Origin of the sequence: Pseudomonas canadensis (assembly GCF_000503215.1) — a bacterium.
Classification (GTDB): Bacteria; Pseudomonadota; Gammaproteobacteria; order Pseudomonadales; family Pseudomonadaceae; genus Aquipseudomonas; species Aquipseudomonas canadensis.
The window spans coordinates 488,079-502,723 of sequence record NZ_AYTD01000017.1; the positions used below are offsets into that span (position 1 = coordinate 488,079).

At 64.1% G+C, this 14,645-nt stretch carries 10 protein-coding genes; all 10 read right to left on the bottom strand.

What is annotated here, in order from left to right; genetic code table 11:
* Window positions 1-34: 34 nt before the first annotated feature.
* Genes U367_RS0121055 through tssJ form a run of 10 tightly spaced genes read right to left on the bottom strand, consistent with a single transcriptional unit; the run spans window position 35 to window position 14,604 of the window.
* Complete coding sequence (locus tag U367_RS0121055) at window positions 35-1,744, bottom strand: formylglycine-generating enzyme family protein (RefSeq protein ID WP_028618484.1); 1,710 nt, start codon at window positions 1,742-1,744, stop codon at window positions 35-37.
* Complete coding sequence (locus U367_RS0121060; RefSeq protein ID WP_028618485.1) at window positions 1,737-2,921, bottom strand: ABC transporter permease family protein; 1,185 nt, start codon at window positions 2,919-2,921, stop codon at window positions 1,737-1,739. The genes U367_RS0121055 and U367_RS0121060 overlap by 8 nt, the downstream gene beginning before the upstream one ends.
* Window positions 2,921-3,625, bottom strand: a complete 705-nt coding sequence (locus U367_RS0121065; protein WP_028618486.1) for an ABC transporter ATP-binding protein — start codon at window positions 3,623-3,625, stop codon at window positions 2,921-2,923. Before U367_RS0121065 ends, U367_RS0121060 begins: the two co-directional genes overlap by 1 nt.
* Complete coding sequence (locus U367_RS0121070; RefSeq protein WP_028618487.1) at window positions 3,625-6,582, bottom strand: serine/threonine-protein kinase; 2,958 nt, start codon at window positions 6,580-6,582, stop codon at window positions 3,625-3,627. The genes U367_RS0121065 and U367_RS0121070 overlap by 1 nt, the downstream gene beginning before the upstream one ends.
* Window positions 6,579-7,298, bottom strand: coding sequence for a PP2C family protein-serine/threonine phosphatase (locus U367_RS0121075; protein ID WP_028618488.1), 720 nt, complete (start codon window positions 7,296-7,298; stop codon window positions 6,579-6,581). The genes U367_RS0121070 and U367_RS0121075 overlap by 4 nt, the downstream gene beginning before the upstream one ends.
* Complete coding sequence (gene tagF / locus U367_RS0121080) at window positions 7,299-7,952, bottom strand: type VI secretion system-associated protein TagF (RefSeq protein ID WP_028618489.1); 654 nt, start codon at window positions 7,950-7,952, stop codon at window positions 7,299-7,301.
* Complete coding sequence (gene tssM / locus U367_RS0121085; protein ID WP_028618490.1) at window positions 7,949-11,449, bottom strand: type VI secretion system membrane subunit TssM; 3,501 nt, start codon at window positions 11,447-11,449, stop codon at window positions 7,949-7,951. Before tssM ends, tagF begins: the two co-directional genes overlap by 4 nt.
* The gene (locus U367_RS0121090) at window positions 11,446-12,735 is read right to left on the bottom strand and encodes a DotU family type VI secretion system protein (protein ID WP_028618491.1); all 1,290 of its coding nucleotides are present in this window, start codon (window positions 12,733-12,735) and stop codon (window positions 11,446-11,448) included. The genes tssM and U367_RS0121090 overlap by 4 nt, the downstream gene beginning before the upstream one ends.
* Before the next feature lie 6 nt (window positions 12,736-12,741).
* Window positions 12,742-14,076 carry a type VI secretion system baseplate subunit TssK gene (tssK, locus tag U367_RS0121095; protein ID WP_028618492.1) on the bottom strand — a complete coding sequence of 445 codons (1,335 nt, stop codon included), beginning with the start codon at window positions 14,074-14,076 and terminating at the stop codon, window positions 12,742-12,744.
* A gap of 18 nt (window positions 14,077-14,094) precedes the next feature.
* Window positions 14,095-14,604, bottom strand: coding sequence for a type VI secretion system lipoprotein TssJ (gene tssJ, locus U367_RS0121100; protein ID WP_028618493.1), 510 nt, complete (start codon window positions 14,602-14,604; stop codon window positions 14,095-14,097).
* Window positions 14,605-14,645: the final 41 nt, after the last annotated feature.

Sequence of the window (14,645 nt, forward strand, 5' to 3'; positions counted from 1 at the left end):
TGAGTCCCTTCCAAGCTCGCCATACAGCCAGCGCTCATCGCTGACCGCTCGCTGCGAGCAATTCCTTCAAGATCGTTGCCGGGTCGGCCCGCTGTTGCTTGCGGTAGTTGCCGACATGGCGAACGAACAGTGTTGCGCGCGTCACCAGGCTCTTACCGAGCACCGGCTTGCGATCCAACTCTTCCTTGATCCGTTGAAACTGCGCCTGGATCACCGCATCGGTGTAACGCGTGCCAGTGGCCAGGTTGTCGATATAGATCGCCACCGCGCCATCGAGCGCGCTACGACCATTGGCAATCGCCATGTCGAACAGCTGCGCGCTGGCCTCGTCCTTGTTGTCCAGGGACTGTTGGCGGCTCTTCTGCAGGTTGGCCAGGCGGATGTTGTAGTTGGCGATGGTTTCGGCCACCAATGCGGCCGACTGGATCAGGTTGCCCGCCGCCTCTTCGCGTTGCTGGGCGATCAGCGAGACGTTGCGCTTGAGCTCTTCGTTGACCAGCCCCAGCTCGGCTTGCAGCTTGGAGTCGGCGCTGGCGGCAATGATGCTGTCCAGGCGCTTGGTCGGGTCCTGGGCATCGTCGATGGCGTCGGTCAGCGAAGCCAGGCGACCTTCTTTCTGCCATTGGGCGAACAACTCCTTGTAACGTGAACGCGGCGCCGACAAGGCACCAATCGCCACGCGGAACCCGGTGGTCTCGTTGCTTTGCTCGGTGCCGTCGGCGGCGAACAGCGGGTACTCGCGGCGCATGCCGGTGAACAGCGTGCCCTCGCCTTCCAGGTAGTTGCCACCCTTGACCACAAAGCCGCCGTAGGTGCCCTGGCGACGCCCGGCGTGCACCAGTTGGAAGGATTCCTGGACCATTTCCGCCGCGTTGCCGATCACATCGAACAGACCGATCGGGTTGGGCAACTTGGTGCCGATAGGCATCAGGCGCGCGGCCTGGCCGGTACCGCCGGCGACCTGGTTGAACACGGCGTAATCGCCGAGCGGGCCGTCGCTGTCACTGCCTTCAGTACGGCGCGGGAACAGCCGCGCTTCCAAGTCCTGGCGGCTGACGGCATGACCGCCACGCGCGGCGAATTCCCACTCCACTTCGGTGGGCAGGCGCACAAAACCCAAACCGCCGTCGTCCGCCGAAGAGCCGCGTCCGCTCACCGGCAGCAATTCGCGGTGATATTTCATCAGCCAGGCGCTGTACACCGCCGAAAAACGCTCGGCCTCAAAGCGCGACAGTTTGACCTTGGGCAAGCGTCCGGCCATGCCGGTGGGTGCGTCGCACGCAGGCGCGGGTTCACCACTGGCCAACGATTGCGCCTGGGACATCACCTGGGCGTACTGGCGTGCGGTCACTTCGTACTTGCCGATGAAGTAGAGCATGGGCTTGAGCGGGGTCTTGGCGTCGGTCTTCGGCATCAAGGGTGCGATGATTTTGTTCCAGTCTTTGGGCAGGTCCTTGAGGGTGAACTGGCCGTTGATGAAGTCGCGACGGTAGCCGGAAATGAATGACTGCTGATAGCCCGCCTCGCCTTCGGCAAAGGGGTAGCCGAGGCTGATCTCGCGGTCATCCAGGGTGCCTTGGGCCAACACGTAGGCGTAACGAAACACCATGTTGCCTTCGCACGGCAGCGGCAGGCTGACGTCGCCCTCCAACGGCTTGGGGTTATCGAGTTTTTCACTCGCCTCATCGGCCCAGGCCATAGAGGCCAGGGTCAGCGCCACACAGGCGCCCAGTAACTTATACATCTCTGATTCCTTCAGAAGCCTGGATCCGCGCCACTCGCCAGCCACCACAGGCCGCAGCCACGGCGCTGACGCCCATGACTGCAGCCAGGGCCAGGCCGTAATGACGTGCCAACAGGTGGCTGGCGTGTTCGCCCGGCACCTGCACAAATAACGTGTTCAAAGCCGCCTCGGCCAAGCCATACAGGCCGGCACTGAGCACGGCGGCGAAACCTGCGCTGTACAGCGCCTGCACCACCACAAACAACAACAGCCCACCGGTGGAAAACCCCAACAGGCGCAACACCGACAATTCCCGACGCTTACGCACCACGGCGGCCAACGCTCCAGCAAATATCGCCGCAAACGCCCCCGCCAACGCCAACCCGCAGATCACCCAGAAAACGATCGACAGGTTGCGGCTCAACGACTGCACCTGCGCGATGGTCTGCGCCTGGGTCGACACCAGCAGGTTCTGCCCGGCGAAAAACACCCGCAGCGGTTCCACATCGGTGAGGTTCTGCGCATACAGGCGGAATGCCGGGTACACGCGCTGTTCACTCACACCGACCGCTTCACCCTCCCAGCCCAAGGCCGGCACCGCACGACCATCGCGGTAATCTTCTGCTGCTTCCAGCAATTTCAAATCGGCAAACAGCCCATCACGGGCGAAGGCTTCCAGCGGCAATACCGCCAGCACCTGCAAACGCGTGCGCTGGGCCTCGAAGCGTCCTGCCACTTGCCGTGCAAAGCTGGTCTCCAGCCAATCCCCTGGCCGCGCTGCCAGCTTCTCGGCGGCGGTGTGACTCAGCACGATCTGGTCCAGGCCCCTCGGCACCGGAAGACCCGCCAGCAAGGGATCACCCGATGCGGTCGGCAGCATTTCCAGGGCCAAGGCGCCCACCTGCGCGGTCGCCGCAATTTGTCGCGTGCGCGGGAGTGCAAACGCCACATCGCTGCGCTGGCCGAGTTGCTCGATAAAGGCGCTGCTGAATCGACCACCGCCCAACGGAATAATTTCACGGGTGGCGGGGTCGGTCTGCAAACGTTCGGTCAAACTGCTAACCAGTCCAAATTTCAGGCCGAATAACACTAGCAACGGTGCAATGACGGCGACCAGCGCCAATACCGAACAAACCGACAGCCAGGCATCGTTGCGATAGTCCTGCCAGGCCAGCGACGCCACCAGACCGAGGCGCATCAGCACACCTCCCCGAGGGTCGCGGTGACGCCGCCGTCGGTGTCGCGACGGCAACTGATACGCCGCACCTGCAAGCCACTGGCGCGGGCCAGGGGTTCGTCATGGGTGGCAATCACACAGGCGGCACGGTGTTCGCGCGCCTGGGCCAGCAGCGCCTGCATCACGCGCTCGGCATTCAAGGGGTCGAGGGACGCCGTCGGTTCATCCGCCAACACCAGTTGCGGCGCATGAGCCAGGGCGCGGGCACAGCTGACGCGCTGGCGCTGGCCCACCGAGAGCGCCGCCGGTTTCTTGGCCAACTGGTCGCTGATCTCCAACTGCTCGGCCAGGCGCGCCACGCTGCCGTCGTCCTTCAAGCCCAACAGTTGCCGTGACAAGGCGATATTGCCACGCACATCGAGAAACCCCAGCAAGCCGCCGGTTTGCAGCACATAGCCCAGATGCTGGCTACGCAGCGCGGCCAGCATGGATTGCTGATCACCGCGCCACAATCCGGCAATGTCCTGCTGATGAAATTCAAACTGCCCGACCTGATCCGGCGCCAATACCAACGCCAGCAAATCCAGCAAGGTGCTTTTGCCACAACCGCTGGGCCCGACAATCGCCAATTGCTCACCCTCACGCAGCGTCAGCGCCGGAATCACCAGGCTGTAGCGCTGGCTGCCGACGCCCCGGCTCTTGTGCACCGCGTTCAGGTTCAGCATCACGGCAACGTCGACAACGGCACGCGGTACAACGCGTCACCCGGCTCGGCATCGCCGAAACGGACCCAGTTGGCCACATCATTGTGGAAGGTTTCGTAGAGGCGGATCTTCGAATCCAGCTCGTCGATAAAGTCTTCCTGCTCGGCCACGCTCAACGACAACCACAGGTCCTGGGTCATGTTCAGCGACTTGCTGCGGTACGGCAGGCCTTCCAGGTATTCACCCAAGATGCCGCCGTCGGCCAGGTTGCCGCCCTTGCGCAGGGCCTGTGGGTCGCGGCTCATATAGGCGGAGGCGCTGGCGATTTCCTGGAAGAAGTCCTTGGGTGAAGTCTGGGTCTTGCGTGCCGCGTCGACGATCAATTTCAGCGACTGCTGCAGGTCATTGAGCTGCAACTTGGTCAGCATCACACACACCTGGAACGCCGGCAGTGCCGGGTTGGTCAGGTCGCGGTCGGCAGTCCAGGCGCTGACCAGTTGCGGTGCCTGACTCGCAGCTTTACGGCCGAGGAAATCCATGTGCATGGCATAACCGACGGCGGCGGACTTATCCGCCAGACTCGGCGCGCTGTTCAACAACGGCACCGGCTGTGGCGTGTTGCTGCGCACTTGATGCACAAGATTGGCGAACACCGTACCGATCTCATCCACACGCTCTCCGAGCTTGCGCACATCACCACCGGGCACCGCCGTGTAGAGGTCGCCGATCTGAGGGTTGGCGTCGGCGGTGAGGATGCGGTACTGGCTCTCGGCGCCGGCATGGGTTTTCTTGCCGGCGTCGGTACGCAGGTGCAGGGCGTAGATCTTGATCTGTTTGCCCAGCGCGGCCTGGCGTACCTCGGCTTCGTTCATCTGGGTGGCGGCGAACGGATCGTTCTTGCGCAGCGCACCGGCATCGGTGACCAGCAGGATGATGCGTCCGCCATAGCCGGACCAATCCATGCCATCCACTGCCTGCATCACGCCGGCGAACGCATCTTCGTTGAACGAATGGCTGGACACAGTGGACGCCTTGACCTGGCGCGCCATGTCGAGGAAACGTTGCGGGTCGCGGCCCTGATCGAGGGTGATCAAGGTCTTGGCGACGTATTCCAGGCCAGGGGTTTTCTTGATGCTGCTGCGAAAGCCGACCATGCCGAAGCTCACGCTGTCCAACTCGCCGCGTTCGCCGATGCGCGTTTGCAGTTCGTGCACCACGTCGCGGATCTGGTCGATGTAGGGCTGCATGGAAACGGTGGTATCCACCACTAGCACAACAGCCGTGCGGAAGGCGTCAGCATTGGCGTTGATCACCGGCGTGGCCGGTTTAGCGGCGCTGGTGCCTGGGTCGATGGAGGCCACATTGAGCAACTGCACCGGCTGGCCGTTTTCGTCGAAGCTCTCTTTGGCGTCGAAGATCGGCAGCAGGTAGAACTGGTTTTGCGGCACAGCGCTGGCGGTCGGTTCCAGGGCCAGGATCTGGCTGTTGTCCTCACTGTTTTTCTGCGCCTTGGCCAGTACGCCTTTGGCGGCGGCCGGGTCAGCCAGCAACCTTTCCACTTCAGCGGATTGGCGCAGGAACATTACCGGCGCGCGGCCTGAACGCTCGGTGAACTTGAGCACCAGGCTCTGCTTCCAGTCGCTGACCAGGGACGCGGGCAACCAGCCGTCGCTGCGGCCATCGGTGGCGGCGCCGACGCGTACCCATGGGTTGCCGTCAACGTCCTTGCGTTGGTAGACGTAAAGCACGGAAAACGCCGGCAAAGCCTTGCCCGGCGCACTGCCGGCGTCCGTTGAAAGCTTGGCGCCGGGTTTGCTGAGGACGCGTTGGAACAGGGTTTTCTTACCCGCCATCAGCAACGGACGCTGACCGCCATCCACTTCTGCCACAGGCGGCGCCACAGGGGGCGCAACCACCGCAGCCGGGGGCTTGGCCACGGGCTCATCGCTGCCGCTCAACCACCAATAACTCGCACCACCAATGGCCAACGCAACCGCCACTGCAACAGCGGCGAGTGCCAACACCGGCCCACGGCGCTGCTCGCTGTGCTGGGTCGGCGGCACCACCGGTTGGCGCACCGGCTGGGGTTTCTCGGTGGGGATCTCGATGGATTCCGGGGTGATGCCGGCCAGATCAAAACTCATGGGGATCGGCAACGGCCGCACCAAGGTAGCCTCTGGCGATTCCGACGGCAGGTTATCCAACGCCCGCAACAACGCCGCCGCATCCGCGAAGCGCTCCGCCGGATCCTTGGCCAACAGCTTGCGCAGCACCTCCTGATAACGACCGTGGTGCACCGGCAATTCGGGCAGCGGTTCAGTCAGGTGCGCGAGCGCCGTGGAGAGCGCATCGGTGCCAGTGTATGGCAGCTTGCCGACGAGAATCTCGTACAGCACCACGCCCAGCGCGTACAAGTCGGCGCGACCATCAATTTCTTGTCCCCGCGCCTGCTCTGGGCTCATGTAACTCGGCGTGCCTACGGCAAACCCGGCCTGGGTGAACTGAGTGCGATCATCCAGCGACTTGGCGATACCGAAGTCCGACAGCACCGCCGTACCATCGGCACGGAACAGAATGTTCGCCGGTTTCACATCGCGGTGCACCAAGCCCTGGGCGTGGGCATAGCCCAGCGCCGAGGCGATCTGGCGAATCAGCGTCACGCCCTGCTCCGGCGTCATCCCGGCGGCGATGCGCTCCTTGAGCGTGCCGTTGGGCAGGTATTCCATGGCCATGTAATACAGCTCACCGACGTTGCCGATGTCATGGATGGTCACCGTGTGCGGATGCGACAAGCGCGCCAGGGTCTTGCCCTCACGCAGGAAGCGTTCGCAGAAGCTCGGGTCAGCCGCCAATGCCGCCGCCATCACCTTCAACGCCACCTTGCGCTCCAGGGAACGCTGGGTCGCCAGGTACACGCTGGCCATGGCGCCTTCGCCGATCTCGCCTTCGATGTCATAACCCGGAATCAGGATGTTCATGCCGATACCTTCACAACGATGGCGGTGATGTTGTCCGGCGCACCCCGGTTGAGTCCCAGGTGCACCAGGCTGCGCACGATTTCATCCGGCGTGTCGTGGCCGAGGACTTCGCGGATCTCATGGTCTTCGACGGTCTTGTTCAGGCCATCGCTGCACAGCAAATAGCTGTCACCGGGAGCGATCAGCAGGTCGACCACCGCCAGTTCCAGGTGCGCTTCCACGCCAATCGCACGGGTGACGATATTGGCGCGTGGATGCGTGCGGGCGTCGGCTTCGCTGAGCAGGCCGCTGTCTTGCAGGTCTTGCACGTAGCTGTGGTCGCGGGAGATACCTTCCAGCACGCCGTCGCGCAGGCGGTACAAGCGGCTGTCGCCAGCCCACAGGCAAACGCCGCGCAGGCCACGGGCGGCCAACAACACCACGGTGCTGCCCATCATGGTCACGCCACGATGGGCGGTTTCTTCGCGCACGGCGGCGTTGATGCGCAGCAGGTCGTTGCGCAGCGCCGCCGTGTATTCATCCAGCGAGCGCCCCACCGGCACGCTGCGCAAGCTGTCGACGATCAGGCTGCTCACGTAATCCCCCGCCGCGTGCCCGCCCATGCCGTCGGCCACCACCCACAGGCGGTTTTCCGGCAGGTCCAGGCAGGCGTCTTCATTGACCTGGCGGACCATGCCCACATGGCTTTTGCTCGCGGATTTGTACGTCGACCCCATCTACACCACACCTTCTTGTCCGAGCAAAAACTGCGCAAAATCGTCGGCGGCAGGCAGGCCCTGACACCGCAACAAACCAGGGGAAATCGTCTGCGAGCCACGGCCCCACCACAGGCTCGCGCCTTCGCAGGCCTGTTCGGCCAGGGCGGTCAGACGCCCCTGAGGCACGGTGGTAGCCACCCGTTGCAGGCCGGCGAAACGGCTGCCCACGGTACGCGGTTCGCTCGCCGGGAAACCCAGGCCATCGAGGCCTTCATTGAAGCCTTCGAAGGTAGCACCGGCATCCAGGGTGCTGAGCAGCAACGCTTCGGCCTGCTCGAACCAGGTGTCCGGCCCGCCGACCAGGGACGCGGGATTGGTGTCGTGATCGAGCAAGGTCACCACCGCCAGAGGGAAGTAGCGCCCGACCCGGTCGATGCTCGGCATCACCACACCCGCCGCCGCGTCCGGTCCGCATACACCCGGCGCCAGCACAAAGCGCCACAACGGGCTGACCAGGTAGGTGTTGAGCCAGTCGCCGCCCAGGCTGCTCTGGCTGGCGAGCAGACCCGCCGCCAACCAGCTGTCCCACGGGCCGATAAAACTCTGGGGTAGCGCGCGGCTGACAAAGTCACCACGACTGGCCAACTTGCCGTAGAAACCCAGCGTCGTCATAGCCGCTCCGGCAGGCTGAAGCCACTGAGCACGCGGCTCTTGAACGGGTTGAAGGCGCTGTTGGCGCGCAGTTCGTAGGCGATGCTCGCACCGTCGACGCGCAGGCGCAGGTTGAAGCGGTCCGGGGAATTACCAGCCGTAAGGTCCGATTGCTCCAGCAGGCGGAACCAGGCCCACGGTCCGTCCAGGGTCACGCCGGAACGGCCACTGGCCGACGGCGGCATGATGGAGATACGCACCACGCCAATGCTGCCGGGGTTTGGCCATTGCATCGCCACTGGGCGGCTGGGGCCGTGGTCGTAGCTCAATTGCTGGCCGTCGAGGTCAAGCAGGAACTGAGTGATGGTCGGGTCCATCGACACCGGCTTGAGTTCGAACCGCACAATCGGCTGGGTGCCGCCAGCGCGGAAGAACGCATCGCGGATCGTCGCCGCGCGCTGGAAGGTTTGCAGCACGCCCGGAGCAATGCCGAGCTTCTGCGCCGCGCCCGGCTGCCAGCGCCAGGTCTGCGCCGAGGTGTCCACGTAAGGTTGCAGGTATTTGCGGAAGTAATTGTCCATCACCCCGCCCACGCCGAAGAACTGCCCGAAGTCATCCAGGGTCGCGTCCCGTGCGCTGCCCGGCGACATCGGGTAGCGGCCGGCCAGGGACTGGCGATACACGTTGACCACTTCGCTGACCCAGGCCGCGTTCAGTTGATTGCGCACCCCGCCCATCATGCTGTTGGTGGTGGAATTGACCACCGACTTGACCATGCCCTGCACCAACGGTGGCTGGCGTTCGGCATTCAGGCTGACCCGCGTGGCCGCAGCGGCCGCCTGGTTCTTCGCCTCACCGAGCAAGGCATCACCGCTGGCGCCGACCATGGCGCTGACCTGCACATACAGCGCATTCATGTCGGTGAGCAGGCCATCGATGGCCGCTGGCTCGCCTTCATTCTTGCTGACGATGCTGTTGAGTTCGGCAAAGTGTGCGGTCACCGGATCATCCGCAGCAGCAGGTGCATTGGCGGTCGGTTGTTCCTGGCCAAGCAGGCTGCCCAGGCGCTCCTTGAGCTTGTCGACGCCCCCTTCCACCGGTACGCCTTTAGCGGCCAATTGGCGCTCTTCGGCTTGCAGATCGGTTTCCTTGGCCACCGCCACCAGCAGTTTTTTCAGCGGAGAAGTCGGACCGGAAATCACCCGCAATACGTCGGCCGCCTGGGCCACGCTGGTGATCGGCACAAAGTCGATGTCCGCCAGCAACGCATCCCACTGACGCTGGTAATCCTGGAAATACAGGCGGCGTACGTCGGCGGCGAGGCTCACCACGTTCTGCTGGTCGGCCTGTTCGTGCCCCAACACCCACTGCTCTTCAGCCAGGGTGCCGGTCTGGTTCAGGCTGCTCAACAAAAACGCCTGGCGATAGCCCTTGGCGGTGAAGAACCCACTCAACGGCTCGCCAAGTGGTTTGCCACTTTTGCGGCTGAACACCAGCGCCGCATCACGACCGGCGGCTTCGTTGATGCGAAAGTCCGGGATGCCTTCGGGCAGTTTCTGGCGTTTGACCCGGTCATACACACGCTGGGCTACCGGCAGTTGTTGCAACTGACGACGCAGGTCATCGATCAGGCGTGGGTCGAGGCGAGCACTCGGTGGATGGCGTTCAAACAGCGCCTGCAAGTGCCCGGCCAATGCCTGGCGCTGATCGGCCGGCAAGTCGCGCGGCAGGTTGCGGTCCCAGTCGAGGGCGATCCAGGCCTTGATGAAGTCCGGGTCGTAATGCTCGGAATCGGCGAGCATCAGGTAGGCCTTGAGGCCTTCGTAGAGGAAGTCGGAATTGCCGCCGCCGTGCAGTTGCTCTTCGATGCGCGTCACCAGGCGTGGCGCGAACACGGCGATCAACAGCTTGCGGTAGACACTGGCGGACTCGGCTTCAAGCATGTCGCCCTGGTACAGCCCCAGGCCTTCGGACCAGCTTGGCGAGTCGCCGGCCAGGTTCTTCACGGCGTTGAGCAATGGCAGCACCGCGAGGATGTCACGCTGCGCGGGGCTCAGGTTCTGCACGGACTGGCCCAGCGGTGCGACCTTCTGGTCGACCTGGGCGATATAGGCCTGGTTGGCGCGGTAACTCACCCACCACAGGCCGCTGACCACCACGACCAGTGCCACGGTGGCGGCCAGCACCCCGCGTGCAATCCACTTGCGCCGACGCTCGACCTTCGGGTTCACCCCCACCAAGCCACGCTCGGCAAACGCCACCGCAGTGAAGAGTTTCTCGATGAAATAACTGCGTCCGGTGCCGCTCTGGCGCGCCAGGTGCTGGCGGTCCAGGTTCATGCTCTGGGCCATCGCGCCGATCAGACGGTCGATCGGGCTGCCTTCCTGGGTGCCGCTGGTGAAATACACACCGCGCAGCAACACGCGCTCTTCAAAGGCATTGGGCTTGAACACGCCTTCGAGGAAGCTTTGCAGGCAATCCTTCAACGCACCGAACTGCTGCGGGAAGCCGTAGATCAGGTCGCGGCGCGCCGGGTCGCGTTCCTGTTGCAGGCGTTCGACCAGACGTTCGTTGAGGCGCTGTTCCAGGCCAGCGAACTCGCTTTGCAGGTGTGCCAGCGGGCTGTCGCTGTTCTTGCCGTCGTCCAGGGCAAAGGTCATGCCCCACACCTGGGCGCGCTCTTCCTTGCTCAGGTTGTCGAAGAACTCCATGAAGCCCGGCACCAGGTCGAGCTTGGTCAGCATCAGGTAGATCGGAAAGCGCACGCCCAGCTGGGTGTACAACTCCTGGATGCGCAGGCGGATGGCGGCGGCATGGGCGGCGCGCTCGGCGTCGGTGCCGAGCAACAGGTCCGACAGGCTGATGGCGATGAAGGCACCATCGATAGGCCGGCGCGAGCGCTGTTTTTTCAGCAGGTCGAGGAAACCCAGCCACGCGGCTTTATCCACCGTGGAGTTGCTGTCCTGGGTGGTGTAGCGGCCGGCGGTGTCGAGCAACACAGCCTGATCGGTAAACCACCAGTCGCAGTTGCGCGTACCGCCGACGCCGCGCACGGCACCGGCGCCCAACTGTGCCGCCAGCGGGAAGTGCAGGCCGGAGTTGACCAGCGCCGTGGTCTTGCCCGAACCCGGCGGGCCGATGATCACGTACCACGGCAGCTCGTAGAGGTTGCGGCGTTCATCGCCACCCAGCTTGGCCTTCTTCAGCAGCGCCAGGGCCTCGTCCATGCGCTGGCGCAGGGTGCTGAGTTCTTCGGCGGTGGCGACGCTATTGGGGTCTGCCGGGGTTTCGGCGGCCAGGCTGCGCATCACTTCGGCGGCCTGGCGACGGGCCTGGATAATGCGGAACACGCGGTAGGCAATCCACACCGCGAACACCAGGATGATCAGCGCCCAGCGGCGCCCTTCCGGCACCAGCACGTCGAGCAACGGCCCGACAAACCAGATGATCAGGCTCAGGGCGATCAGGCCCAGCACGGGAATCACCCAGCGAATCATGAAACTGAAAAACGCCTTCACTCGACGCCCTCCGCCAATACGGTGATTTCAACCCGACGATTGCGGGCGCGGCCTTCTGCGGTGGCGTTGGTCGCCACCGGCTCGGTGTCGCTTCGGCCCTCGGCGCTGAAGCGCTCCGCCTGGCCAGTCTTGGCCGCGAGGATTTCCAGCACAGACTTGGCCCGTGCTTCCGACAGCGCCCAGTTGGACGGGAAGCGCAGCGTGGCAATCGGGCGGTTGTCGCTGTGCCCGGTCACGCGTACCTGGCCTTTCACTTTGCGGATGGCATCGGCGATGCGCAGCATCAGCGGTTGGTAGTCATCGACAATGCTGGAACTGGCGGACGCAAACAGCTCGTCGCCACGGATGGTCACCACTGAACGGTCGACCGCATCTTCCACGGCAACGCGCCCGGCCTTGATGTCTTCCACCAGGAAACCGGCCAGGCGTGGGCGCTCGATGACTTTGGGTTGTGCCACCGGGCGGTCGATGGCCTGCACCGGGATTTCGCCCAACGCGTGAATATTCTTGAACACCGGTTCGGCATCCGACGCCAGCTTCATGCGCAAACCAAACAGCAGCGCCAGCAACAGCGCCACGCCGATAGCCACGGCGATCCATGGCGGCATGAATTGCGCCAGGCGATCCCGCGCCACGGTCACGCCGCGCCAGTGTGGCGACAGTTCACGTTCGTGTTCGCCACGGGCGCTGCGAATGGCGGCAGCCGTGCGTTCACGCAGGGTTTCCAACTGACTGCGGCCGTCGTTCATTACGCGATAACGGCCTTCAAAACCCAGGCACATGCACAGGTACAGCAGCTCCAGCAGGTACAGGCGTTCCCGTGGACTTTGCAGGCAATGGTCGAGCAACTGAAAGACTTTCTCACCGCCCCAAGCTTCGTTATGCACCGTGATCAGCAGGCTCTGTTTGCCCCAGTCACTGGTGCTGCCCCATGGCGTACTCAACACCGCTTCATCCAGCGCGGTGCACAGCGCATAACGGGCCAGCAGTACTTCGTTGCGGGCGATACCGGCCGCTTCGGCGCGTTCTTCGAACTGGCGCAGATACGCCAGCAACTGCGCGCGCAGGCTGGCCGGCGCCGGGTGGGCGATGGTGTTGCGCAGGCGCGTCAGCAGTGCCAACAACGGGCCGGCGGCGCTTTCCAGCGGGTTGAGGCCCTGGCTTTTGCCGGTGAGCATCGGCGCGGCCGGCATGGCCAGCGGCGACGGTTCGGCACGCGCAGGTTCCGGCGCCCGACCACCCGGACGCGGCATGAACTGGGTGCGGTCATCATCATTGGGATGCATCGCGGATTATCCTCGGATCGCCCAAAAGGCCAGGTTCAAGCCCGGGAACTGCCCGGCGATATGGAAGGCAAAGCCGCCGGAATTGCCCAGCTGTTGCCAGGCCTCGCTGCCGCGATCCAGCTCGTAATAGGTGGAACCTGCGTGGTACGGCAATTGGCGCGGCGCCACGGGCAGAGGCAACAGGGTGATGCCCGGCAGTTGCAGGTTGACCAGGTCGCGGATGTGCTCCACCGAACCAACCTTGCTCTGCTGGCCGAAGCGCGCGCGCAGGGTTTCGCCGGGGACATCGGCACGCACCACCAGGATGAAGCTGGCGTTGTCGAGCAGGGTTTTGTCGGCCAGCATCGCCACGTGGACGCCGTAGGCTTTCTCGACAATCGGGATCGGCGTGGCCTTGCTGTCGATCAACATCGACAGCGCTTCACGCAAGGCGGCCATCACCGGAGCAAAGCTCAGCGCCAGGTCGTCGTGCTGGTACTGCGGGTATTCCTGGGGACGGCGGCCTGAGGTCGAGAAGGTGGAGAACTCTCCCGCCAGGCTGACCAGTTCGCTGAAAAAGCGCTCCGGGTGCAGCGGGCTCAACTGGCTCAAATGCTGGATCAGCGGTTGGGCGCGGTTGACCAGTTGCAGCAGCATGAAATCGGCAATCTCCGACGCGCCACCGGCGCCCGAAGCGACCACGCGCCCCGCCAGGGCTTCGCCGCGTTGGTGCAGCAAGCCGAGCAGTTCGCTGCGGAATGCGGTCAGCGGCTTGCTCGCGGCGACGTCCAGGACCGGCGGGATGTAGGTGTCGTCGAGCACCAGCGCACGGTCGGCGCGCTTTTCCTTGATGCGCACCAGGCCGATGGCGGCGTAATCGCTAATGCCATCCTGGGCGGTCAGCAGGCGCAGAGCCCGTGAGCCCAAGGCCACCGGTGCGCGGTTTTCGAAGGGTGCGTTGTCGTCACGCACTTCGCGGACCTGGCTCACGTAACGCGCCGCCTCCAAGGCTTCGCCTTCCTCCACGGTATCGCGGGCACCGGCACGCTTGAGCGGCAGCGCCAGGTACACCAGGCCATCGCGCAGGTTGTCGTCGATGTTCAGCGGGCTCGGCGCCAGATCGTCCTGGGGAATGTTGAACGGCGTGCCGTCGGGCAACAGGCCACGCGCCGAGACGATCGCCAGCTTGCCCTGGGCCAGCAGACCCTGGTCGATCAGCAGCTCGGAAAAACCCCAGGCCCCGGCCGACAAAGGGCGGCTGCGGGCGTCGATCAGGTTTTCCAGGTAACGGTCATGCTGCTGGAAGTGCTGCGTTCCGATGAACATGCCTTCCGACCAGACCACGCGATTGTTCCAGGACATGGGGGCTCCGATTGCTTCTTATTGGGCAGGGCTGGATGGGGTGACCACGACGTCGGCGCGCACGGCACGCACATCGAGGCTGATCTGGTATTCGGTGTATTGGCGCGCGGGCACGTTGATCACCGTGCGCCATTGCGCGCGGTCCAACTCGCGATAGCCCACCAGCAAACCGATCTGGCGCGTGGACGGGTCGAGGTCGCGCTGGATGCTCAGTTGCTCGCCGGGCTGCACCATCACTTCGTCCTGGTCCAGCAGGTCCAGGCCCAGGGTCGATTGCGCCCGGTCAGCCAGGGCGAAGTAATCGGAGCGGGCAAAGGTGGCGGCGTTTTTCAGTTCGAAGATGCGCACCCGCACCGGCGCAGCCTGGCCGTTGGCGCCGGGGTTGAGCCCGTTGATCGCATGAAAGTGCAACTCGACGGCGGCCGTCTCCGCTTCGGCCTCGGCGGCTGTTTCGGGTTTGGCGGCGTCTTTGGCACACGCCGTCAGCAGAAGCAGTGTGGCGACTGCGAGTAAAAACCTGGGAATCATCCTGCGTCCTCAATGACGTATTTAGCTATCCGTTGATCCAT

What these genes read in the sequence shown, in the direction of transcription:
- tagF (WP_028618489.1), bottom strand. Translation starts at nt 7,952, where the DNA reads ATGACGACGCTGGGTTTCTACGGCAAGTTGGCCAGTCGTGGTGACTTT.
- U367_RS0121060 (WP_028618485.1), bottom strand. Translation starts at nt 2,921, where the DNA reads ATGCGCCTCGGTCTGGTGGCGTCGCTGGCCTGGCAGGACTATCGCAAC.
- U367_RS0121070 (WP_028618487.1), bottom strand. Translation starts at nt 6,582, where the DNA reads ATGAACATCCTGATTCCGGGTTATGACATCGAAGGCGAGATCGGCGAA.
- tssK (WP_028618492.1), bottom strand. Translation starts at nt 14,076, where the DNA reads ATGTCCTGGAACAATCGCGTGGTCTGGTCGGAAGGCATGTTCATCGGA.
- U367_RS0121065 (WP_028618486.1), bottom strand. Translation starts at nt 3,625, where the DNA reads ATGCTGAACCTGAACGCGGTGCACAAGAGCCGGGGCGTCGGCAGCCAG.
- U367_RS0121055 (WP_028618484.1), bottom strand. Translation starts at nt 1,744, where the DNA reads ATGTATAAGTTACTGGGCGCCTGTGTGGCGCTGACCCTGGCCTCTATG.
- tssJ (WP_028618493.1), bottom strand. Translation starts at nt 14,604, where the DNA reads ATGATTCCCAGGTTTTTACTCGCAGTCGCCACACTGCTTCTGCTGACG.
- U367_RS0121090 (WP_028618491.1), bottom strand. Translation starts at nt 12,735, where the DNA reads ATGCATCCCAATGATGATGACCGCACCCAGTTCATGCCGCGTCCGGGT.
- U367_RS0121075 (WP_028618488.1), bottom strand. Translation starts at nt 7,298, where the DNA reads ATGGGGTCGACGTACAAATCCGCGAGCAAAAGCCATGTGGGCATGGTC.